The organism is Pseudomonas sp. B23(2017), from assembly GCF_002113725.1.
In the GTDB taxonomy this organism is placed as follows: domain Bacteria; phylum Pseudomonadota; class Gammaproteobacteria; order Pseudomonadales; family Pseudomonadaceae; genus Aquipseudomonas; species Aquipseudomonas putida_Z.
Genome location: NZ_NEJM01000003.1, coordinates 368,404 through 391,310, shown reverse-complemented (window position 1 = coordinate 391,310; position 22,907 = coordinate 368,404). Strand labels below are relative to the sequence as shown.

Genomic DNA, 22,907 nt, shown 5'->3' with positions numbered 1-22,907 from the left:
GCATGGAGACGCGCCTAGGCCTTTGAGACCCTTGGAATTTCTGCGCCTCTTGACTCTAAGGTCAGGCAACGGCGAAACGAATTCAAGCCCTTTTCGAAAATAAATTTCTTGTTGCATTCAAGGCGGCAGGCGGCTCATCGCTCGGCCTTTGCTTATGAGAATTGAAATCATTATTATTGCAGGCCCGAAAACGCCCGGACCTTCGCCATGACGCGCAAAACCGCCGGTCTCTCGCTCAGCTATCGCCTGGCCGTGACTTCACGCAGCCTGGCCGCGCTGCTGGGCGGCTACCTGCTGGCGTCCGTGACCAGCGTCTGCATTACTCTGCTAGCGCCGCTGCCACAAGTCGATGCCACGCTCACCGGCCTGCTGCTGTCATTCGTCTTCTACCTGCTGGCGTTCATCTGGTGCTTCGCCTGCCGCAGCGCTTTGCGCGCCTGGCTGGGCGTGCTGGCGCCAAGCGTGCTGCTGGGGGTGATCAGCGGGTTGGCCTACTGGATGAAAACCCCATGAAAGAAGGCTTCCGCCAAGCCATGGCCTGGCTGCACACCTGGACCGGCCTGATCTTCGGCTGGCTGTTGTTCGCCATCTTCCTTACCGGCACGCTGTCGTATTTCAAGGAAGAAATCACCCACTGGTCGCAGCCGGAAGTGCGCAGCCATGCACTGGACCCGACCCATAGCCTGGAGGTGGCCCAGCGGTACCTGCAGGACAACGCCGGGCATTCGGGCACCTGGCTGATCCGCATGCCCAACGCACGCGAGGCCGCCTTGAGCGTGGGTTATCGCGACCCCAATGGCGGGCCACGCGGCTTCGTCACCAAGACCCTCGATACCCAGACCGGCCAGCCGGTGGAGGCACGCGACAGTCGCGGTGGCGAGTTCTTCTACCGCTTTCACTTCCAGCTGCAGATGCCATACCCCTTCGGCCGCTGGCTGTCGACGTTCTGCGCCTTCATCATGCTGTTGGGGCTGGTCACCGGCATCATCACCCACAAGAAGATCTTCAAGGAGTTCTTCACCTTCCGCCCTGGCAAGGGCCAGCGTTCCTGGCTGGACGGGCACAACGCCATTGGCGTGCTGGTGCTGCCGTTCCACCTGATGATCAGCTACAGCAGCCTGGTGCTGTTCATGTACATGGTGATGCCGGCGGGCATCATGGCCAGCTACGGCAATGACACCGGCAAGTACTTCAACGACCTGTTCGGCCGTAACGATGCGCCCAAGGCGGCCCATGTGGCCGCGCCGCTGGTACCGTTGCCGAGCCTGTACGCCAAGGTGCAGGACCTGCAACCGGGCGCGCGTATCGGCCGTATCCAGGTGGAAAATGCCGGCGACAGCAATGCCCGCGTTACCTTCACGCAATCGGCTGCGGACCACGTGGCTTACCGGCGTAGCGCCAACTGGACCTTCGATGGCGCCAGCGGTGTGCTGTTGAGCCAGGGCAAGCCGGAGAGCGGGGCGATGATGACCGCCTTCAGCTTTGCCGGCCTGCACATGGGCAATTTCGCCGGGCCCTGGCTGCGCTGGCTGTACTTCTTCTTTGGCGTGGCCGGTACCGCGGTGATCGGCACCGGGCTGGTGATGTGGCTGGGCAAGCGTCAGCTCAAGCATGCCAGGAGCGAACGCCTGCCGGGCGAACTGCGCCTGGTCGAGGTGCTCAATATCGCCAGCATGAGCGGCCTGTTGCTGGCCGTGGCGGGCTTCTTCTGGGCCAACCGCCTGATCCCGATGGGTGTCGAAGGCCGGGCCGACTGGGAGGTCAACGCCTTCTTCAGCGCCTGGGGCCTGTCGCTGGTGCACGCTGTGCTGCGCAGCGGGCGCCGGGCATGGGGCGAGCAACTGGCGCTGGGCGCGCTGGCCTTCGCCTTGCTGCCGCTGCTCAACGGCCTGACCACCGGCCAGGGCCTGAACCATTCGCTGCCGGCGGGTGACTGGGCCATGGCCGGCTTCGACCTGACAGCGCTGGGCACCGGCCTGTTCCTGGCCTGGTTGGCCGGCAAGATGTTGCACAGCCCGAAACCTGTGGCCAAGCGTGCCCCGCGTGCAGCAAAGAAGCCGAGCACTGAAACGGCGGAGGCGAGCTGATGCTGGGTAATGCACTGATCGCTTACGCCGGCTTCGTTGCCCTGTGCCTGGCCATGGAGAAGCACTTCGTCGACCTGCTCGGGTGTAAGCCGCGCCCCGGCCAGTTGCGGCTGTTGCGCAGCACCGGCTGGCTGTTGCTGGTGCTGTCGCTGGTGCTCAGCGTGCACCTGCGTGGCTGGGCCCATGGCCTGGTGGAGTGGACCGCAGTGATGATGGCCGGGGTGACCCTGTGGGTGTTCGGCCTGCCATACCAGCCCCGCCTGTTGCTGGGTCTGGCCGCCGCCAGTGTGGTGCTGGGGCCGTTGCTGGCCGTGTTCGCCGAGTGATCAGGTGAGCGAGCCGGGCGACATGATCGAGGCGGATGCCGAAAGCGGCGGCGGGCGTGCGCGCTTCGTCCAGGTGTTCCAGGCCCAGCGGGCGCGCATGGAGGCCCTGGTGAGCCGCCGGGTCGGCTGCCGGGCCACGGCATCGGACCTGGTCCAGGAGCTGTTCCTGCGCTTCTGGCGTCGCCCCGAGGTCAAGGTCGAGGCGCTGGACACCTATCTGTTGCGTTGTGCCGGCAACCTGGCCATCGACCACCTGCGCAGCGAAGGCTGCCGCGAGCGCGTGGCCGAAGCTGTGCTGCCGCTGGATGAAGCGGCCATGGCCCAGGCCCCGGAACAGGCCGTGGAGGTCGATCACGACTTGCAGCGCATCGACGCTGCCTTGCGCGCCTTGCCCGAGCGCACCCGGCAGATCTTCCTGCTCAACCGTATCCACGGCTGCAAGTACGGCGAGATCGCCAAGGCCATGCAACTGTCCCAGAGTGCTGTGGAAAAGCATATGATGCGCGCCCTCGAAGCGTGCAAGGCGAGTGTTGCCGAGCCCGCGTCCACCCCACGCCGGCCAGGGAGTGCCCGTCGATGAGCCGTTTACCGCCGATCACCGAGGCGCAGTCCCGGGCTGCACTGCAATGGCTCAGCCGCATCAACGAGCAGCCTGCGCAAGCCGAGGGCGCGGCGTTCAAGCGCTGGCTGCTGGCCGACCCTGGGCACCGTGAGGCCTACGCCCAGGCCCAGGCGCTGTGGCAGAACAGCGCCGCCCCGGCGGCGCGCCTGGCCGCTGAAGAACAGGCAAGCCTGCAACGTTACCTGGATGCTATGGCCAGGCCACCGGCCAGGCACCCCTGGCGGCAGCGGGTCGCGGCGCTGGCAGTGGCTGCCTGCCTGGTACTGGCCGTGGGCGTTGCCGGTGGTTGGCACCCGGGCCTGTGGCTGCAGGACCTGCAGGCCGACTACAGCAGTGCTGGTCAAGTTCGCCAGGTGACCTTGGCCGACCAGTCGCAGGTGACACTGGATGCGGGGAGCGCGATTGCAGTCGATTTTGTGCAGGGCGAGCGCCGCGTGCGGTTGTTGCATGGCGCGGCGTTCTTCCAGGTCACGCATACCGGCGCGCCGTTCGTGGTGGAAGCTGCCGGCGGCGAGGTGCGCGTGCTTGGCACTCAGTTCGAAGTGCGCGAGCAGGGCGAGGGCGCCCAGGTCACGGTACGCAGTGGGCGCGTGGCGGTGAGCCCGGCACCGGGCGCAGCAGCGCGTGAACTGACGGCCAACCAGCAGGCGGCCTACGCTGCCGGCCGAGTCGGCGACACCCTGGCGGTGGACAGCGACAACCGCCTGGCCTGGCGCCAGGGCTGGCTGAATTACTACCAGGTGCCGCTGGCCCAGGTGGTCGAGGACCTGGGGCGTTATTACCCGGGGCGCATCCTGCTGCTCGATGATGAGTTGGGGCAACGCAAGGTCAGTGGCAGTTTCCCCGTGGCCGAGCCGGTGCTGGCGCTGGATTCGCTGGGCAAGGTGATGGGCTTTTCGCGGCAGACTGTGCTGGGGCGGTTGACCCTGATCCGGTAGTCGCCTGTGCGGGCCTCTTCGCGGGTGAACCCGCTCCCACAGGAAGGGCGCAAGTTTCAAATCCTGTGCAGTACCTGTGGGAGCGGGCGTGCCCGCGAAGAGGCCGGCACAGGCAAAAATATTTTCAGATAGCGGGTGAGGTAACAGGACGTGGCATCCGTGTAATGAGTGGAAGTGCGATTCATTCGCAGTCATATCCCTCTCACAGGTCAGCGTCCATGAAGTTCACCTCGCGTTGCGTCCCTCTCTGGCTCGGCCTTTCCGCGCTCCCGGCATTCGCTGTCGCCCCCCTGGCCTGTGCCGCCGAGCAGCAGCAGGCGTATGCCTTCGCCCAGCCAGCGCAACCCCTTGCCCAGGCACTTGGCGCCTTCAGCCGCACCACCGGCCAGAGCGTGGTCTACACCCTGGAACTGCCTGGCGTGCAGGCGCCGGCGCTGAACGGCAGGTTCAGCGCCGAACAGGCCCTGCAACAGCTGCTGGGCTCTACCGGGCTGGCCTGGCGCCGCGTCGATGCACGCACGCTCACCCTCGAAGCAGTGGACACCTCCGGCGCCCTCAACCTGCAGGCCATCACCGTGACCTCGCAACTGGACGACTACAGCTACCAGCCCCCGGCTACCGCTTCGATCATGCGCGGGCAGGGCCCTAGCCAGGACATCCCCCAAGCCATCAACGTGGTGCCGGCCCAGGTCATCCGTGACCAGGCCCCACGCAACCTCGATGACGCCCTGGCCAATGTCAGCGGCATCACCCAGGGCAACAATTTCGGTGGCACCTCCGACACGGTGATGAAGCGCGGCTTCGGCGACAACCGCGACGGCTCGATCATGCGCGATGGCATGCCCATCGTGCAGGGCCGCAGCCTCAACGCCAGCACCGAGCGGGTCGAAGTGCTCAAGGGCCCGGCCTCGCTGCTGTACGGCATCCAGGACCCGGGCGGGGTCATCAACGTGGTCAGCAAGCGCCCGCAACTCGAGCAGTACAACGCCCTGACCGTGCGCGGGTCGACCTACGGCAGCGGCAAGAACGGCAGCGGTGGCGGGTTCGACAGCACCGGCGCGCTGGGCGACAGCAACTTCGCCTATCGCCTGATCGTCGACCACGAAGATGAAGACTACTGGCGCAACTACGGCGTGCACCGCGAATCGCTGGTAGCACCGTCGCTGGCCTGGCTGGGCGAAGACACCCAGGTGGTACTGGCCTACGAGCACCGCGAATTTCTCTACCCCTTCGACCGTGGCACGGCGTTCGGCAACAACGGCCACCCGCTGGACATCCCTGCCACGCGGCGTCTGGACGAGCCCTTCAACGACATGGAGGGGCGTTCCGACCTGTACCGACTGGAAGTCGACCACCAACTGGCCGATGACTGGAAGCTGCACTTCGGCTACAGCTTCAACCGCGAAACCTATGATGCCAGCCAGGTGCGGGTGACCGGCGTGAATGAAAAAAGCAGCACGCTGTCGCGCAGCATCGACGGCACCCACAACGCCATGAGCCGTGACCAGTTCGCCACCCTGAGCCTGGCCGGCAATGTGGAACTGGCCGGGATGCAGAACGACCTGCTGTTCGGTGTCGATCATGAAGACCGCAAGGTCTTTCGTGGGGACCTGATCCGGCAGAGCGCCCAATCTACCTTCAGCTACATGAACCCGATCTACGGGCAGGAAGTGGAGGGCACCACCGTCAAAGCCAGTGACAGCGACCAGACCGACAAGCTACGCACCGACGCGTTGTTCGTGCAGGACGCGCTGCACCTGGATGATCACTGGATCCTGGTGGCCGGTGCGCGCTTCCAGCAGTTCGACCAATACGCCGGCCGCGGCCGTCCGTTCAAGGCCAACACCGACATCAATGGCCAGACGTGGGTGCCGCATGCAGGTATCGTCTACAAGGTGGACGAGCAGCTGTCGTTTTATGGCAGCTATAGCGAGTCGTTCAAGCCCAACTCCACCATCGCGCCGCTGGTCGGCAATGTGGTGCTTGACTCGTCGGTGGCGCCGGAGGAGGGCAAATCGTGGGAGCTGGGCGCCAAGCTCGACATGCCAGGCCGCCTTACCGGAACCCTGGCGTTGTTCGACATCACCAAGCGCAACGTGCTGGTTTCCAACTTTGATACCAGTACGCGCGAAACGGTGTACAGCAATGCTGGAGAGGTCAGCTCACGGGGTGTCGAGCTGGACCTGACCGGCCAGTTGAGTGAGCGCTGGAGCCTGATCGGCAGCTACGCCTTCACCGATGCGCAAGTGACCAAGGACCCGGACCTCAAGGGCAACCGCCTGCAGAACGTGGCCCGCCACAGTGGTTCGCTGTCGGCGGTGTATGAGTATGGCAGCCTGTTCGGCGGCGATCGCCTGCGCATTGGCGCGGGGGCGCGGTACGTGGGCGAGCGCGCTGGCAACCCGACCAACACCTTCGACCTGCCGTCCTATACCGTGGCCGATGCCTTTGCCAGCTACGAGACCAGGCTCGACGAGCACAAGGTGCTGTTGCAACTGAACGTGAAGAACCTGTTCGACAAGGTTTACTACAGCTCGGCGGTGAACCAGTACTTTGTGGCCATTGGCGATGCGCGGCAGGTGAGCTTGTCCAGTACCTTCGAGTTCTAGGCATTTGGGGCTGCTTTGCAGCCCTTCGCGGGCACGCCCGCTCCCACAGTGACCGCGGCGCTGCCCATACTTGTGGGAGCGGGCGTGCCCGCGAAGGGCCGCAAAGCGGCCCCAATATCACGAACAGAAAGCACTACGGTACTCGCCCGGTGTTGCACCGACCGCCTGGCGGAACCGGTTGCTGAAATGGCTGGCACTGGCAAACCCGCACAACAGGGCAATCTCCCCCAAAGGCATCAACCCCAGCCGCAACAGCTGGCAGGCCCGGTGCAGCCGCCGGGCCAGCAGGTACTGGTGCGGCGGCAGCCCGAAACTGGCGCGGAACATGCGCGCAAAGTGGTATTCGGACAGGTTGCAGCGCAAGGCCAGTTCACCCAGGGTGATGGGCTGGTCGAGATGCGCTTCGATGTAGTCGACCATTTGCCGGCGCAGGCTCGGTGCCAGCCCGCCTTTCAGGCGCAGGCCCTGGCGCAGCCCGACCTGGTTGAGCAGCGCATGGTCGACGATCTCGTGCGCCAGGCTGCTGGCCAGCAAGCGTTCGCCAGGTTCATCCCAGTCCAGGGTTATCAGTTGGCGAAAGCGCTTGGCCTGCTGCGGGTCATCGAGAAAGGTCGCTTCCTGCAGTTGCAGCTCACGCGGTTCACGGTCGAGCAGGCGCACGCAGCCCAGGGCGAATTGCGCCTCGCTGACATACAGGTGCGCCAGGCGGATCGCGCCATTGACCACCCAGTTCGATTCCTGCCCGGCCGGCATCACGCACAGCTTGTCGGGCGCCCCTTTGTCGCCGGGGCGCTGGCGGCGAAAGGTGCCGGTGCCGTCGGCGATGTAGCACGACAGGGTGTGATGGCTCGGTGCCTGGTAGTCGCGGGCATCGTCGCGGTTGCTCCACAACGCCGCCGCCAGCCCGTCGCCCAGGTGCGCGCTCAGCTCCAGCCGGGCGTGGGGCGAAGCGTGCATGGCGTTGAACACTTGCAGCTGGGTGAGTGGCGTCATGGGCGGTTCCTCTTGCCAGCCATCCTACTGCGCCTTGGCCAGGCTTACAGCTACCCGCGGGACAAATGCGCAAGTTTGTGCAAGCGCGTGGGTGTTCGACAGGAGAACACTGAAATGCCTCGGCGAGGGCTGCGCCCTCGATTCGCGGGTGAACCCGCTCCCACAGGGACCGCGCCAGCCTCGAGAGCAGCGCGGTCCTTGTGGGAGCGGCTTTAGCCGCGAAGCGCCGGGCACCGATCCTGAAAGGCCCAAGGAACCGCCGCCATGAACCTGTCACTCTACCTGCTAACCGTCCTGATCTGGGGCACCACCTGGATCGCCCTTAAACTCCAGCTGGGTGTGGTCGCCATTCCGGTCTCGATCGTCTACCGCTTCGCCCTGGCCGGGCTGATCCTGTTCGCCTTCCTGCTGCTCACCCGCCGCCTGCAGCCAATGAACCGGCGTGGTCACCAGATCTGTCTGGCCCAGGGCCTGTGCCTGTTCTGCGTCAACTTCATCTGCTTCCTCAGCGCCAGCCAGTGGATTGCCAGCGGCCTGATCGCCGTGGTGTTCTCCACCGCCACCCTGTGGAACGCACTCAACGCGCGGATCTTCTTCGGCCAGAAGATCGCCAGCAACGTGCTCGGCGGTGGCGCCTTGGGGCTACTTGGCCTGGGGCTGCTGTTCTGGCCCGAGCTGTCCCACCACTCGGCCAGCCGCGAAACCCTGTACGGCCTTGGCCTGGCGCTGCTCGGCACGCTGTGCTTCTCGGCCGGCAACATGCTGTCGAGCATGCAGCAGAAAGCCGGGCTCAAACCCATGAATACCAATGCCTGGGGCATGGTCTACGGGGCGGTGATGCTGGCGGTGTTCTGCGTGGTCAGCGGCGTGCCATTCAGCATGGAGTGGAACGTGCGGTACATCGGCTCGTTGCTGTACCTGGTGGTGCCGGGCTCGGTGATCGCCTTTACCGCCTACCTGACCCTGGTCGGGCGCATGGGGCCGGAGCGGGCAGCGTACTGCACGGTGCTGTTCCCGTTGGTGGCGTTGAACGTGTCGGCGGTGGCCGAGGGGTATCAGTGGACAGCGCCGGCCTTGTTGGGGCTGGTGGCGGTGATGGCGGGGAATGTGCTGGTGTTTCGCAAGCCCAAGGCCAGGGTGGCTGAGGGTGTTGTGGTTGCCAAATAGGTGATGGGTTGCCTGTGCCGGCCTCTTCGCGGGTAAACCCGCTCCCACAGGTACCCCACAGCCCTCAGAGCCTGTGCAATACCTGTGGGAGCGGGTTTACCCGCGAAAGGGCCGGTGCAGGCAGTAGAGGCCTATCAGCCCTTCCACACCTGTGGATTCACCAGATCCCGCGGCCGCTCACCCAGCAGCGCCGCGCGCAGGTTGTCGATTGCCCGGTTGGCCATGGCCTCGCGGGTTTCGGCAGTGGCCGAGCCAACGTGCGGCAAGGTCAGGGCATTGGGCTGCTTGAACAGCGGCGAATCGCTCAGCGGCTCTTTCTCGTACACGTCCAGGCCCGCACCGCGAATGGTGCCGTTCTGCAGTGCCTCGATCAGCGCCGCCTCGTCCACCACCGGCCCGCGGGCGATGTTGATCAGGAACGCGCTCGGCTTCATCAGTCGCAACTCACGCGCACCGATCAGCTTGCGGGTGGCATCGGACAACGGCACCACGATGCAGACAAAGTCGGCTTCGGCCAGCAGTTGCTCCAGGCTGCGGAACTGCGCGCCCAGCTCTTGCTCCAGCGCGTTCTTGCGGCTGTTGCCGGAATAGATGACCGGCATGTTGAAACCGAACCGGCCGCGGCGGGCAATGGCGGCACCGATGTTGCCCATGCCGACGATGCCCAAGGTCTTGCCGTGCACATCGCTGCCGAAGTGGGCCGGGCCTACGGTGGCTTGCCAGTTGCCGGCCTTGGTCCAGGCATCCAGCTCGGCGGTGCGGCGGGCGCAGCCCATGATCAGCGAAAAGCCCAGGTCGGCGGTGCTTTCGGTCAGCACATCTGGGGTGTTGGTCAAGGCGATGCCGCGTTCGTTGAAGTAGTCCAGGTCGTAGTTGTCGTAGCCGACCGACACGCTGGATACCACCTCCAGCCTGGCCGCCCCTTCGAGTTGCGCCCGGCCGAGCTTGCGGCCAACGCCGATCAGGCCATGGGCCTCGGGCAGGGCTTCGTTGAACTGGGCATTGATGTCGCCGAGCTTGGGGTTCGGCACGATCACGTTGAAGTCTTGCTGCAGGCGTTCGGCCATGGCCGGGGTGATACGGCTGAAGGCCAGGACGGTCTTTTTCATCGGGCAACTTCTCTGCAAGGCGGTGGGGCGGTGGTGGTTTCTTCGCGGGTGAACCCGCTCCCACAGGTATTGCACAGGCCTGGAAGGCAGTGGTGTACCTGTGGGAGCGGGTTTACCCGCGAAGAGGCCGGCAATGGTTAGCAACCTACCATTGTCCGCCCTCGCAATGCAGCAGCTTTTTAGTTGGCGATCATCACCTGATGGGTTTTCAGGTCCGCCTCATGGGCTGCCAGAATCTCCGGCAGCGAGTTGCGCAGGTACTCCACCCAGGTCTTGATCTTGGCATCCAGGTACTGCCGCGACGGGTAGATGGCGTACAGGTTCAGCTCCTGCAGCCGGTACTCGGGCAGCACCCGTACCAGGCTGCCATCGCGCAGGCCGTCGATGGCCGAATAGATCGGCAGCACGCCCACGCCCATGCCGCTGCGGATGGCGGTCTTCATGGCATCGGCAGTATTGACCATGAACGGCGAGCTGGTGATGTTGACCATCTCCTGGCCTTCCGGCCCGTCGAACAGCCATTTCTCCAACGGGATCACCGGGCTGACCATGCGCAGGCAGGCGTGCTTGAGCAGGTCGGCAGGCTTGTGCGCAACGCCGTGGCGGGCGATGTAGGCGGGCGAGGCGCAGACGATGCTGTAGGTGATGCCCAGGCGCTGGGACACGAACCCCGAGTCGGGCAGTTCGGTGGCCAGCACGATGGACACGTCATAGCCCTCGTCGAGCAGGTCTGGCACGCGGTTGGCCATGGTCAGGTCGAAGGTCACGTCCGGGTGCGATTCGCGGTAGCGGGCGATGGCGTCGACCACGAAGTGCTGACCGACCCCGGTCATCGAGTGCACCTTCAACTGCCCGGCCGGGCGGGCATGGGCGTCGCTGGCCTCGGCCTCGGCTTCTTCGACATAGGTAAGAATCTGTTCGCAACGCATCAGGTAGCGCTTGCCGGCTTCGGTCAGCGCAATGCGGCGGGTGGTGCGGTTGAGCAGCCTTGTTTGCAGATGGGCTTCCAGGTTGGAGACCGCCCGCGACACGTTCGCGGTGGTCGTATCCAGTTGCCCGGCGGCAGCGGTAAAGCTGCCGAGTTGGGCTACGCAACTGAAAGCACGCATGTTTTGCAGGGTGTCCATGGGTCACTCTCGATGTAGAGGACAAAATTGTGTCACGAAGTAACGTAAAAGAGATGAAAAGTTGCCTTCGACCAAAGGCGGATTATCGCTGTTTTGGTAACAAAGATTCGCAGGAATCCACGCTTATCGCCAGTGCTGCCGCCCCCTAGAATTGCCCGGCCCCTTTACCTCTTCCTCGGGAAATCGCAGCTGTGCCGCGTCGCATCATCAGAACGCTCAATGCGTTCAGTGCCTGTGCCCTTGCCCTCACCTTGAGCGGCTGTATCGGAACCTGGGGCATTGCCCCGCAAAGCAAGACGCTGCAAGCCAACAACCTGACCACCGACGCGGCCATACGCGAAGCCGCGACCGACGCCCACTGGCCCGACCAGCAGTGGTGGCACGCCTATGGCGACCCACAGCTGGACCGCTGGGTTGCCCTGGCCGTGGCCGGCAGCCCGGGCCTGGCCATGGCTGCGGCGCGGGTACGCGAAGCCAAGGCCATGGCTGGCGTGGTCGAGTCGGCGGAAAAACTCCAGGGCAACGGCCAGGCCACGCTCAAGCGCCACAACTGGCCTGAAGACCAGTTCTACGGCCCGGGCGCGCTGTCCGGCGCCAATACCTGGGACAACAACGCCGCCATTGGCTTCAGCTATGCACTTGACCTGTGGGGCCGCGAACGCAACGCCAGCGAGCAGGCCGTGGACCAGGCGCACATGAGCGTGGCCGAAGCCCGCCAGGCGCAACTGGAACTGCAGAACAACGTGGTGCGCGCCTACATCCAGCTGAGCCTGCACTTCGCCCAGCGCGATATCGTCAAGGCCGAGCTGGAACAGCAGGAGCAGATCCTGGCCCTGGCCAAGCGCCGCCTGGATGCCGGCATCGGCACTCACTTCGAAGTCAGCCAGGCCGAAGCGCCGTTGCCGGAAACCCACCGCCAGCTCGACAGCCTGGACGAAGAAATTGCCCTGGCCCGCAACCAGCTGGCCGCCCTGGCCGGCAAGGGCCCGGGGGAGGGCGCACAGTTGCAGCGCCCGAGCCTGGCCCTGGCCGCGCCGCTGAAGCTGCCGTCGAACCTGCCGGCCGAACTGGTCGGCCAGCGCCCTGACGTGGTCGCCAGCCGTTGGCAGGTGGCCGCCCAGGCGCGGGGCATCGATGTCGCCCATGCCGGCTTCTTCCCCAACGTCGACCTGGTCGGCAGCCTTGGCTTCATGGCAACCGGTGGTGGCCCGCTGGAATTCCTCACCGGGCGCAAGTTCAACTACAACGTCGGCCCGGCCATCAGCCTGCCGATCTTCGACGGTGGCCGCCTGCGCTCGCAGCTGGGCGTGGCCTCGGCGGGCTATGACGTGGCCGTGGCGCGCTACAACCAGACCGTGGTCGGTGCGCTGAAGAACATCTCCGACCAGCTGATCCGCCGTGAGTCGATGAAGGAGCAGTCGCACTTCGCCGCCGAGTCGGTCGCGGCCGCGCAGAAAACCTACGACATCGCCATGGTCGCCTTCCAGCGTGGCCTTACCGACTACCTCAACGTGCTCAACGCCCAGACTTTGCTGTTCCGCCAGCAGCAGGTGCAACAGCAGGTGCAGGCTGCCCGCCTGATTGCCCATGCCGAGTTGGTCACCGCCCTGGGCGGTGGCTTGCAGGCTGGTCAGGATGTGCCGAAAGAGGAGCGCCAGGCCGCACCGAAAACCCCGGCCACCCTGGCCATTTTCGACAAGAAGCCGGATAACGCCGAATGAGCACTTCCAGTTTGCCCGTGCGCTGGCTGCAGAGCCTGGAATGGCGCCGGGGCTTCTTTGCCTGGGCGCGCACCGACGGGGTGACCTGGGTGTACATCTTCAAGGTGCTGGCCGCTGCGTTCATCACCCTGTGGCTGGCCATGCGCCTGGAGTTGCCGCAACCGCGCACGGCGATGATCACCGTGTTCATCGTCATGCAGCCGCAAAGCGGGCATGTGTTCGCCAAGAGCTTCTACCGAGTGCTCGGCACCCTGGCCGGCTCGGCGATGATGGTGGCGCTGATCGCCATATTCCCGCAGAACACCGAGCTGTTCCTGCCCAGCCTGGCCCTGTGGGTAGGCCTGTGCTCGGCCGGTGCAATGCGCTACCGCACCTTCCGCGCCTATGGTTTCGTGCTGGCCGGCTACACCGCGGCGATGATCGGCCTGCCGGTGCTGGAGCACCCTGACCAGGCGTTCATGGCGGCGGTATGGCGGGTGCTGGAAATCGCCCTGGGCATTCTGGTGTCGACCTTCGTCAGCGCCGCGATCCTGCCGCAGTCGGCCAGTGCCGCCATGCGCAACGCCCTGTACCAGCGCTTTGGCGTGTTCGCCGGGGTGGTGGTCGAGGCCCTGCGCGGCGAAAGCCAGCGGGACCGCTTCGAGAGCAGTAACGTGCGCTTCGTCGCTGAAGCAGTGGGCCTCGAGAGCCTGCGCAACGTTACCGCCTTCGAAGACCCGCACATGCGCCGGCGCTCTGGTCGCCTGGTGCGCATGAACAGCGAGTTCATGGCCATCACCACACGCTTCAATGCCCTGCACCGATTGCTGGAGCGCCTGCGCGCCCGCGGCCCGCTGCAGATCGTCGGCGCCATCGAGCCAGGCCTGAACACCCTGGTGGAGCTGTTGCAGCCCTACGTGGGCCGGGCGCTGACCGACGCCGATGCGCTGCGCCTGACCCTGGAGCTGGCCGCCTACAAGGAAGGCTTGCAGGCACAGGTGCGCGGCCTGCGCGCCGAGTACCTGGCAACTGAGCCGAGCGAGTCCGACCTGCTCGACTTCCACACCGCCTTCGAGCTGCTCTACCGCTTCGTCGACGAGATGTACGGCTACGCCGAAACCCACGCCTCGCTGGCCGCGCACCGGCATGAACGCGAGCAGTGGGATGAGCCCTACGTGGCGCAGACCAGCTGGCTGGTATCGTTGGCCGCCGGTGTGCGCGCCTCGGCGGTGCTGTTGCTGCTGGGCAGCTACTGGCTGTTCAGCGACTGGCCCAGCGGCGCCATGATGACCCTGATCGCCACCGTCACCGTGGGCCTGTCGGCAGCCTCGCCGAACCCCAAGCGCATGTCGTTCCAGATGGCCTGCGGCACGGCGATTGGTGCCTTCGTCGGCTTCTTCGAAACCTTCTTCGTGTTCCCCTGGATCGACGGTTTCCCGCTGCTGTGCATGGTCCTGGCACCGGTGTTCGTGCTGGGCGCGTTCCTCTCGTCACGGCCGGCCTATGCCGGCTACGGCATCGGCCTGCTGGTGTTCTTCGCCATCGGTTCGGTGCCGAACAACCTCACCGTGTATGACCCATACACCTTCATCAACGACTACATCGGCATGGTCATCGGCATGTTCGTCTGTGCCGCTGCCGGTGCGATCATCCTGCCGCCCAACAGCCGCTGGCTGTGGAGCCGCCTGGAGCAGGAACTGCGCGAGCAGGTGCTGTTCGCCATCAGCGGCCGCCTGCGCGGCATCGGCACCGCCTTCGAAAGCCGCACCCGTGACCTGCTGCACCAGGCCTATGGCCTGGCAGCCGGCAAGCCGCAGGTACAGAGCCAGTTGATGGGCTGGATGTTCACCGTGCTGGAAATCGGCCACGCCATCATCGAGCTGCGCAAGGAACAGGCCCGTGCGCCGGTGCACCCGGCCTACGCCGAGTCGCAGCCCTGGCGCCAGGCGATCCGCGTGATGGGCCGTGCCCTGGCCCGGCTGTTCCTGCAGCCCAGCGCCAGCAACCACGAACGCGCGCTGGTGGCGGTGGACCACGCCATCGCCCGCGTGCAGGCCACCGACGAGCCCTTCGCCCGCCACTTCGACACTTCGGTGCTGCGCCGCGCGCAAAGCTACCTGCACTTCATCCGTTCTTCCCTGCTCGACCCACAGTCGCCGTTGGCACCGGCGAAAGGACTGCACGATGCTCCGTGAAACCATGCCCCGTGAAATCGCCTTCCATGGCGTGTACATGCCCACCATGACCTTGATGTTCCTGTTCGCCCTGGGCCTGGCCTGGGGCCTGGACCGGTTCATTGCCAGCCATGATGGCTACCGCTTCTTCTGGCACCCGGCGCTGCTGCGCCTGAGCCTGTTCGTCTGCCTGTTCGGCGCTTTGGCGCTGTCGCTCTACTGGTGAGAATCCTTCGATGAAAAAGTTCTTCAGCCTGATCGCCACCTTGTTGGTGCTTGCCGCTGCCGTGGTGATCGGTCGCCAGTTGTGGCTGCACTACATGACCACGCCATGGACCCGCGACGGCCGTGTGCGTGCCGACATCATCAACGTCGCTGCCGACGTGCCTGGCTATGTGGTGGACGTGCCGGTCAAGGACAACCAGCGGGTGAAGAAGGGCGACCTGCTGATCCAGATCGACCCCGAGCATTACCAGCTGGCGGTCGACCAGGCCAAGGCGCTGGTCGCTTCGCGCAAGGCCACCTGGGAGATGCGCAAGGTCAACGCCAAGCGCCGTGCCGACATGGACAACCTGGTGATCTCCAAGGAAAACCGCGACGACGCCAGCAACATCGCCAACTCCGCCCAGGCGGACTACCAGCAGGCCCTTGCCGAACTGGCCGCCGCCGAACTGAACCTCAAGCGCACGCATATCGTGGCCACGGTGGACGGCTACGTGACCAACCTGAATATCCACAAGGGTGACTATGCGCGTACCGGTGAAGCGGTGATGGCGGTGGTCGACGAGAACTCGTTCTGGGTATACGGGTTCTTCGAGGAGACCAAGCTGCCGCATGTGAAGGTGGGTGACCAGGCCGAGCTGCAGATGATGAGCGGCGAGCGCATCAAGGGCCATGTGGAGAGCATCGCCCGCGGCATCTACGACCGCGACAACCCACAGAGCCGCGAATTGATCGCCGATGTGAACCCGACCTTCAACTGGGTGCGGCTGGCGCAGCGGGTGCCGGTGCGCATTCATATCGATGAAGTGCCGGACGGGTTTTTGCTGGCGGCGGGGACGACTTGTACGGTGGTGGTGAAGCCGAGCGAGGGATGATCACAGCTTAGGTTGGACTTTTTGGCGTCTTCAGGAAAAGGACTACACGAGGGTAGGAAGCGGATGTCATGAGTCGCCTGTAGCTCGCGCTGCACAATGCCGTTTTCGAGTCGCCTGCAGCTTGCTCTGGCAGTGAGTCGGAAAAGGAATGGCCCCGCAATGCGGGGCCATTGATACGTACCTAGCGTCATCACCAGCATGACCATCAGGTCTTCTGGGAGAGGGCGACATAGGGCTGCATCGCGAATGCTAATACAGGAAGGACGAGTTTGACAAACCAGGACTGGAGCCAATTTCTTGAGCAGGCTTTTTCCAAGCCTCGCCTTGCTCGATACGCCATCAACCCTCGTAAAACCGCCGCCGCTACTGCGTATGCCCATAACATGCTGCTTGGGCAAGCAATCTACCCGTGCCTGCACGTACTGGAAGTCAGCCTGCGCAACGCCATGCATCAGGCTTTGCGGCTCAAGTACGGGCGAGCCGATTGGTGGGAGGTGGCGGAGTCACTCACTGCTGTCGACAGGTCGGAAATCGAGAAGGCCAAGGCATCGATCAAGGTGAAGCGCCATGCCGCAACACCTGACAAAATCATTTCTGATCTTAGCTTTGGTTTTTGGGTCTCCCTGCTGAACACCAGGCACGAGCAGGCGCTCTGGAAGGAGTTACGCCTTGCCTTCCCCCGGTGCCCGAAGAAAAGGCGCCAAAGAAATGAAATTTCAAAGGTATTGAATCTGATTCGGGATCTACGCAATCGAGCAGCTCACCACGATGCCTTGCTCTGGTTGGAACCCGATATTCGGCAACGGCATCTGCTCTGCCTGGAAGTTATTGGTTGGGTAAGCCCGGAGTTGAAGCCTTGGCTTACCCGCTATGATGGTTTTTCCGAAGCATGGTCAAACTGGGTTTGCTGCACCGCCTATGACTGCTAACCAGCAGCCCCCACCAATACTGGTACCTTCACCCGATCAATTACCTTCGCGCTGATCGACGGGTCCAGCATCCGCCCCAGCCGCGACAGGTGGCGGTGGCCCATGATGATCAGTTCACAGTTCAGTTCCTGCGCCTTGGCCACGATCGCCTCGACCGGCTGCCCGGCCACCATGCAGCCCCGGCTGGCGAAGCCGGCTTGCTGCAACTCGCGCACCGCCTCGGCCACGGCCTGGTCGGCCTGGTGCTGCTCTTCGCAGGCGGCGGGGTATTCTTCCAGTTCTTCTGCGGTGTAAGGCGCGGGTTGGTCGTGGACGGCGAAGGTAGAGTCGATGGCCAGCAGCACGTGCAGTTCGTGTTCGCCGGGGCGGCAGTAGCGGCGGGCGAGGGTGAGCAGGGCGGTGGATGCAGGGGAGGCGTCGATGGCGATCAGGACAGGGCTGGGCATGTGGAATCCTTGTTTCAGGCTGGCTAAGGGGTTGTCTGTTCTGGCCTCTTCGCGGGTAAACCCGCTCCCACAGGTGCGCCACAGTATTCAAAGCCTGTGCAGTCACTGTGGGAGCGGGTTCACCCGCGAAGAGGCCGAACCTGCCATTCCTCATTCTTGGCTCAATCCACCCTCAGGATAAATGCCCCACCACGCACGAGCGCATTGCGTCTGGTGCAATCCAGCAACCTGCTACCATCGCCATCCCCCACAGCTGTAACGGAAAACGGCCATGCAACTCCCGGACATGAACCTGCTCGTCGCCCTCGATGCCCTGCTCGACGAGGGCAGCGTGGTCGGCGCAGCGCAGCGCATGAACCTGAGCCCGGCGGCGATGAGCCGGACCTTGGGGCGTATCCGCGATGCGTTGGGTGACCCGATCCTGGTGCGCGCCGGTCGCGGCCTGGTGCCGACGCCGCGGGCGCTGGCCCTGCGCGATCAGGTGGCGGCGTTGGTGGAGCAGGCCGGCGAAGTGTTCCGCAGTGGCGACGAGGTCGACCTGCCCAAGCTTGACCGGGCCTTCAACATCCGCACCAACGACCTGTTCATCGCCCTGTACGGTGCCCAGTTGCTGCGGCGCATGCACGAGCAGGCACCGCGCACGGTGCTGCGCTTCGTGCCGGAAAGCCCCGGCGGCGATGATGACAGCGTGCTGCGCGACGGGCGTACCGACCTGATCATCAGCTCGACCGTGGACCTGGGGCCGGAGATCAAGGTGCAGAGCCTGTTCCAGACCTACTACGTGGGCCTGGCGCGGCGCGACCACCCGATTTTCGAGCAGCCGATCACGGCGCACAGTTTTGCCAGTTATCCACAGATCAGCGTGTCCCGCCGTGGCCGTGCCAATGGACCGATCGATGTGGAACTGGCCAACTTCAAGGTGCAGCGGCGGGTGGCGCTGATTACCCCGAGTTTTCACTCGGCGCTGTTCTCGCTGCCGGATTCCGACCTGATCCTGCCGATGCCGGCCAACATCCTCAACAGCGTGCACAAGCTCGGGCTGCCGCTGCGCTCGTTCGAGATCCCGGTGCCGCTGGAGCGAGTGACCGTGCTGCAGGCATGGCACCCACGGTTTCACAATGACCCGGCACATCGGTGGTTGCGGCAGACCCTGAAGGCTTGCTGCAGTGTCGACCCTTGATTGCCTGTAAGGGCCTCATCGCCGGTAAGCCAGCTCCCACAGAATTTGTGCACATTTCGAGACCTGCGCAGTACCTGTGGGAGCTGGCTTGCCGGCGATAGGGCCAGACCTGCAAAAGGTGGATTGCGTCCAGCGCAACATAAACCTACCGATAAGTCAGTTTTCGTCAGCATTCGACCTTCTTAGACTTGCTCCAGTCGCAAATTTGTTGCTGGAGATGTCTGCCCATGAGTTCCCTGTCCGCCCCGTCTGCCGCGATTGCCGCCCCCGCGCCGGCCGCGCCTGCGCAGACTGCGTTCGGCCTGCAGGTAGTGGTCGGGCTGTTCGGTGTGCTGCTGGCCGTGTTGTGCGCGGGCCTCAACGAGTCGGTGACCAAGATCTCCCTGGCCGATATCCGTGGGGCCATGGGCATCGGTGCCGACGAAGGCGCCTGGCTGCTGGCGGTCTACAGCGCCGCCTCGGTCTCGGCCATGGCCTTCGCGCCATGGCTGGCCACCACGTTCTCGCTGCGGCGCTTCACCATGAGCGCCATCGGCCTGTTCGCCATGCTCGGCCTGCTGCAACCGTTCGCCCCCAACCTGCACAGCCTGATGCTGCTGCGTGTGCTCCAGGGCTTCGCCTCTGGCGCCTTGCCGCCGATGTTGATGAGCGTGGCCCTGCGCTTCCTGCCACCGGGCATCAAGGTCTATGGCCTGGCCTGCTATGCCCTCACCGCCACCTTCGGCCCCAACCTCGGCACGCCGCTGGCAGGGCTGTGGACCGAATACGTCGGTTGGCAGTGGGCGTTCTGGCAGATCATCCTGCCCTCGGCGCTGGCCATGTTCTGCGTCGGTTGGGGCCTGCCGCAGGACCCGCTGCGCCTGGAGCGCTTCAAGCAGTTCGACTGGCGCGGCGTGCTGCTCGGCCTGCCCGCCATCAGCTGCATCGTGCTGGGCCTGTCGCTGGGTGACCGCTGGGGCTGGTTCGATTCGCCGCTGATCTGCTGGTTGCTCGGCGGTGGCCTGCTGTTGCTGGTGCTGTTCATGTACAACGAATGGTCCGAGCCGCTGCCGTTCTTCCAGTTGCGCATGCTGTCACGGCGCAACCTGAGTTTCGCCCTGGTGACCCTGGCCGGTGTGCTGATCGTGCTCTCGGGTGTTGGCAGCATTCCGTCGGCCTACCTGGCGCAGATCCAGGGCTACCGCCCGGCGCAGACCAGCCCGCTGATGATGCTGGTGGCCATGCCGCAGCTGATCGCCCTGCCGCTGACGGCGGCGCTGTGCAACATCCGCGCGGTGGACTGCCGTTGGGTGCTGGGCATCGGCCTGGCGATGCTGGCGGTGTCCTGCGTCGGCAGCAGCCTGCTGACCAGCGAGTGGATCCGTGGCGACTTCTACCCGTTCTACCTGCTGCAGGTGTTCGGCCAGCCAATGGCAGTGCTGCCGCTGCTGATGCTGTCCACCAACGGCATGACCCCGCAGGAAGGCCCGTTCGCCTCCAGCTGGTTCAACACCGTCAAGGGCCTGGCCGCGGTGATCGCCGGTGGCCTGCTGGACGCCCTTGGCACCCTGCGCCGGCACTTCCATTCCAACCACCTGGTGGACAGCCTGGGCAACGCCCCGCTGGTCGACGGTAACGCAGCCGGCCTGGCCAGGCGCATCCACGACCAGGCGCTGGTGCTGACCTCGGCCGACCTCTACCTGGTCATGGCCTGCATTGCCGTGGCCCTGATCTGCCTGATTCCTTTCGTGCCTACCCGGGTCTATCCGCCGCGCGCGGTGGCCTGAACCCTGGATGAATTCGAGAACCACTGAAATGACCAACAACCGCAAAACCCTGTTCATCGGCTCGGTGCTTGCCGTGGCCGTCCTGGCCGGCATCGCTGGCCCCTGGATGTTCGGCAGTGACCACCGCCAGAGCACCAATGACGCCTATGTGATCGCCGACTACACCGTGGTCGCGCCCAAGATCGCCGGCTTCATCAAGGAGGTGCTGGTGGAGGACAACCAGGAGGTCAAGGCCGGCCAGTTGCTGGCGACCATCGATGCCCGTGACTACCAGGCCGCGCTGGATGCCGCGCAGGCGCAGTTGCTGGTGGCCCAGGCGCAAAGCGCCGATGCCCGTGCCACCCTCGAGCGCCAGGCGTCGCTGATTGCCCAGGCCGAGGCCGCAGTGAAAGCTGCCCAGGCCGAAGCTGCGTTCGCCGACCATGAGGTCAACCGCTACAGCCGCCTGGCCGAGCAGGGCGCCGGCACCGTGCAGAACGCCCAGCAGGCGCGCAGCGGTGTCGACCAGGCCCGCGCACGCCTGGCCAATGCCCAGGCGGCGCTGGTAGCGGCACGCAAGCAGGTGGATATCCTTACCGCCCAGGTGGCCAGTGCCGACGGCCAGCTGAAGCGGGCCGAGGCAGGGCTGGAAAAGGCCCAGCTCGATCTGTCCTACACCCGCATCACCGCGCCGGTGGACGGCATGGTCGGCGAGCGCGCCTTGCGTGTCGGTGCCTACGTCAACCCGGGCGCCCGCCTGCTGTCGGTGGTGCCGTTGCAGCAGGCCTACGTGGTCGGCAACTTCCAGGAAACCCAGCTGACCCACGTACAGCCTGGCCAGGCCGTGAGCATCAGCGTCGACACCTTTGCCGGTGAGAAGCTGCAAGGCCATGTGGAAAGCATCGCCCCGGCCACCGGCGTGACCTTCGCCGCGGTCAAGCCGGACAACGCTACCGGCAACTTCACCAAGGTGGTGCAGCGCATCCCGGTGAAGATCGTTTTCGATGACGGCCAGCCGCTGCTTGCCCGCCTGCGCGTGGGCATGTCGGTGGAAGCGACCATCGACACCCGTGGCGACAAGCTGGACGGCAAAGAGGTAAGCGCACGATGAAACCGGCATTACGCTTGAGCCCGTTGCTGCTGGCTGTATTGATGGCTGGCTGCACCCTTGGGCCGGACTTCCAGCGCCCTGACAGCCAGGCACCGCAACAGTGGGCGCCGCTGCAAGGTGAGGCGGCGGCCAGCCAGCCGCAGGCCGAACCGCTGGAACTGCGCTGGTGGGAGAGCTTCCACGATGCCCGCCTGAGTGCCTTGATCCAGCGCGTTGCCGAGCGCAACCTCGACCTGCAGATGGCCAGTGCCCGCCTGCTGCAAAGCCGCGCCCTGCGCAGCACCGTGGCTGCCGACCAAGTACCGTCGGTGGACGTGAACGCTGGCTACAGCCGCTCGCGCAACAGTGCCGAAGGCCTGAGTGACCCGTCCGGCAAGGCGGGCAAGGAAGCCTTCAACCTCTGGCAGGGCGACCTGGTGGCCGGTTGGGAGCTGGACCTGTGGGGCCGTGTGCGGCGCCAGGTCGAGGCTGCCGATGCCACGGTCGAAGTGGCCGAGAACGACCGCCGGGGCGTGCTGCTGGCATTGCTTTCGGAAACCGCCGGCAACTACATCCAGCTGCGCGCCGTGCAGCACACCATCGATGTGACCCGCGACAACCTCAAGGTCGCCCAGCACAGTCTGAAGTTGTCCGAAAACCGCCAGGCCGAAGGTGTCGCCACGCGCCTGGACGTGGCCCAGGCCAGTGCCCAGGTCGCCTCCATCGAGTCGCGCCTGCCAAGCCTGGAAGCGCGGCGCGATGACCTGATCAACGCCCTCAGCCTGCTCGCCGCCGAACCGCCGCGCAGCCTGCAGGCCGAGTTGCTGCAGGGCGGCGAACTGCCTGCGCCGCAGCAGAAGTTCGCCATTGGCCTGCCGTCCGAACTGGCCGAGCGCCGCCCGGACATTCGCCAGGCCGAGGCCCGCCTGCATGCTGCCACTGCCAGCATCGGCGTGGCCAAGGCCGACTTCTACCCCAGCATCCGGCTGTCGGGCAGTGTCGGGTTCCAGGCCATGCAGCTGTCCGATTTCGGCGCCTGGGATTCACGCCGGTTCGCCTTCGGGCCACAGCTGTCGCTGCCGATCTTCGAGGGTGGCCGGCTCAAGGGCACCCTGGAACTGCGCGAGGCGCAGCAGCAGGAAGCGGCGCTGAACTACCGCAAGGTGGTGCTGGGTGCCTGGCATGAAATCGACGATGTGCTACGCCTGTACAACGCCAGCCAGCTGCGCCGCGACCACCTGGCCGAGGCGGTGCGGCAGAACCGCATCGCCCTGGAAACTGCCCAGCGCCAGTATGTGGAAGGGGCGGTGGACTTTCTCAATGTGCTGACTGTGCAGGGTGCCCTGCTGGCCAGCGAGGAGCAGTGGATCGACAGTTCGGCGGCGGTGTCGCAGGCGTTGGTGGGGCTTTACAAGGCCCTGGGTGGTGGCTGGCAGGCGTTTGATGAGCAGCCTGTGAAGAAAGTGTGATTTTTTGGGGCCGCTTTGCGGCCCATCGCGACACAAGGCCGCTCCTACAGGAGATCGCGTCCGCATGTAGGAGCGGCCTTGTGTCGCGATGGGCTGCAA

20 protein-coding genes are annotated in these 22,907 nt (G+C 65.0%); 16 read left to right on the top strand and 4 right to left on the bottom strand.

From position 1 onward, the window contains the following. The first annotated feature begins 207 nt into the window (after positions 1–207). From CAG46_RS07505 to CAG46_RS07475, 6 genes are all read left to right on the top strand, one after another. A complete protein-coding gene (locus CAG46_RS07505) occupies positions 208–513 on the top strand; it encodes a DUF3649 domain-containing protein (protein WP_085614326.1) in 306 nt (101 codons plus the stop codon). After that, positions 510–2,087, top strand: coding sequence for a PepSY domain-containing protein (locus CAG46_RS07500; RefSeq protein WP_085614325.1), 1,578 nt, complete (start codon positions 510–512; stop codon positions 2,085–2,087). Before CAG46_RS07505 ends, CAG46_RS07500 begins: the two co-directional genes overlap by 4 nt. After that, positions 2,087–2,413 carry a DUF3325 domain-containing protein gene (locus CAG46_RS07495; protein WP_085614324.1) on the top strand — a complete coding sequence of 109 codons (327 nt, stop codon included), beginning with the start codon at positions 2,087–2,089 and terminating at the stop codon, positions 2,411–2,413. Before CAG46_RS07500 ends, CAG46_RS07495 begins: the two co-directional genes overlap by 1 nt. 22 nt (positions 2,414–2,435) lie before the next feature. Next, positions 2,436–2,993 carry an RNA polymerase sigma factor gene (locus CAG46_RS07490; protein ID WP_178080686.1) on the top strand — a complete coding sequence of 186 codons (558 nt, stop codon included), beginning with the start codon at positions 2,436–2,438 and terminating at the stop codon, positions 2,991–2,993. Beyond that, complete coding sequence (locus tag CAG46_RS07485) at positions 2,990–3,973, top strand: FecR domain-containing protein (RefSeq protein ID WP_085614322.1); 984 nt, start codon at positions 2,990–2,992, stop codon at positions 3,971–3,973. Before CAG46_RS07490 ends, CAG46_RS07485 begins: the two co-directional genes overlap by 4 nt. A gap of 218 nt (positions 3,974–4,191) precedes the next feature. Then, a complete protein-coding gene (locus CAG46_RS07475; RefSeq protein ID WP_085614321.1) occupies positions 4,192–6,582 on the top strand; it encodes a TonB-dependent receptor in 2,391 nt (796 codons plus the stop codon). Positions 6,583–6,699: 117 nt separating this feature from the next. On the opposite strand, the gene CAG46_RS07470 is transcribed toward CAG46_RS07475, so the two are convergent. After that, positions 6,700–7,575, bottom strand: a complete 876-nt coding sequence (locus CAG46_RS07470; protein ID WP_085614320.1) for a helix-turn-helix domain-containing protein — start codon at positions 7,573–7,575, stop codon at positions 6,700–6,702. Positions 7,576–7,839: 264 nt separating this feature from the next. Here CAG46_RS07470 and CAG46_RS07465 point away from each other — a divergent pair, with 264 nt between their 5' ends. Further along, entirely contained in the window at positions 7,840–8,742 is a 903-nt protein-coding gene (locus CAG46_RS07465) for a DMT family transporter (RefSeq protein WP_085614319.1), read from the top strand. Positions 8,743–8,876: 134 nt separating this feature from the next. On the opposite strand, the gene CAG46_RS07460 is transcribed toward CAG46_RS07465, so the two are convergent. Further along, a complete protein-coding gene (locus CAG46_RS07460; RefSeq protein ID WP_085614318.1) occupies positions 8,877–9,851 on the bottom strand; it encodes a D-glycerate dehydrogenase in 975 nt (324 codons plus the stop codon). Between the two features lie 179 nt (positions 9,852–10,030). Then, a complete protein-coding gene (locus CAG46_RS07455) occupies positions 10,031–10,978 on the bottom strand; it encodes a LysR family transcriptional regulator (protein ID WP_013974172.1) in 948 nt (315 codons plus the stop codon). Between the two features lie 191 nt (positions 10,979–11,169). Here CAG46_RS07455 and CAG46_RS07450 point away from each other — a divergent pair, with 191 nt between their 5' ends. The 5 genes from CAG46_RS07450 to CAG46_RS07430 all read left to right on the top strand — a co-directional run bounded on the left by CAG46_RS07450 (position 11,170) and on the right by CAG46_RS07430 (position 16,878). Continuing rightward, complete coding sequence (locus CAG46_RS07450) at positions 11,170–12,699, top strand: efflux transporter outer membrane subunit (protein ID WP_085614317.1); 1,530 nt, start codon at positions 11,170–11,172, stop codon at positions 12,697–12,699. Beyond that, positions 12,696–14,873, top strand: coding sequence for an FUSC family protein (locus tag CAG46_RS07445; RefSeq protein ID WP_025340597.1), 2,178 nt, complete (start codon positions 12,696–12,698; stop codon positions 14,871–14,873). The genes CAG46_RS07450 and CAG46_RS07445 overlap by 4 nt, the downstream gene beginning before the upstream one ends. A gap of 4 nt (positions 14,874–14,877) precedes the next feature. Beyond that, positions 14,878–15,078 carry a DUF1656 domain-containing protein gene (locus CAG46_RS07440; protein ID WP_008097766.1) on the top strand — a complete coding sequence of 67 codons (201 nt, stop codon included), beginning with the start codon at positions 14,878–14,880 and terminating at the stop codon, positions 15,076–15,078. Positions 15,079–15,088: 10 nt separating this feature from the next. After that, complete coding sequence (locus CAG46_RS07435; RefSeq protein WP_025340596.1) at positions 15,089–15,949, top strand: HlyD family secretion protein; 861 nt, start codon at positions 15,089–15,091, stop codon at positions 15,947–15,949. Between the two features lie 269 nt (positions 15,950–16,218). Then, on the top strand, positions 16,219–16,878 hold the full coding sequence (locus CAG46_RS07430) for an Abi family protein (protein WP_085614316.1): 660 nt from the start codon (positions 16,219–16,221) through the stop codon (positions 16,876–16,878). On the opposite strand, the gene CAG46_RS07425 is transcribed toward CAG46_RS07430, so the two are convergent. Continuing rightward, a complete protein-coding gene (locus CAG46_RS07425; protein WP_085592181.1) occupies positions 16,875–17,324 on the bottom strand; it encodes a universal stress protein in 450 nt (149 codons plus the stop codon). The two genes, CAG46_RS07430 and CAG46_RS07425, sit on opposite strands and share 4 nt — an antisense overlap. Before the next feature lie 271 nt (positions 17,325–17,595). Here CAG46_RS07425 and CAG46_RS07420 point away from each other — a divergent pair, with 271 nt between their 5' ends. From CAG46_RS07420 to CAG46_RS07405, 4 genes are all read left to right on the top strand, one after another. Then, positions 17,596–18,504, top strand: coding sequence for a LysR family transcriptional regulator (locus CAG46_RS07420; RefSeq protein ID WP_085614315.1), 909 nt, complete (start codon positions 17,596–17,598; stop codon positions 18,502–18,504). 227 nt (positions 18,505–18,731) lie between these two features. After that, positions 18,732–20,270, top strand: coding sequence for an MFS transporter (locus CAG46_RS07415; RefSeq protein WP_085614314.1), 1,539 nt, complete (start codon positions 18,732–18,734; stop codon positions 20,268–20,270). 28 nt (positions 20,271–20,298) lie between these two features. Then, positions 20,299–21,360 (top strand): HlyD family secretion protein, encoded by a 1,062-nt coding sequence (locus CAG46_RS07410; RefSeq protein WP_085614313.1) that lies wholly within the window; start codon positions 20,299–20,301, stop codon positions 21,358–21,360. Then, positions 21,357–22,808, top strand: coding sequence for an efflux transporter outer membrane subunit (locus tag CAG46_RS07405; RefSeq protein ID WP_085614312.1), 1,452 nt, complete (start codon positions 21,357–21,359; stop codon positions 22,806–22,808). The genes CAG46_RS07410 and CAG46_RS07405 overlap by 4 nt, the downstream gene beginning before the upstream one ends. Positions 22,809–22,907: the final 99 nt, after the last annotated feature.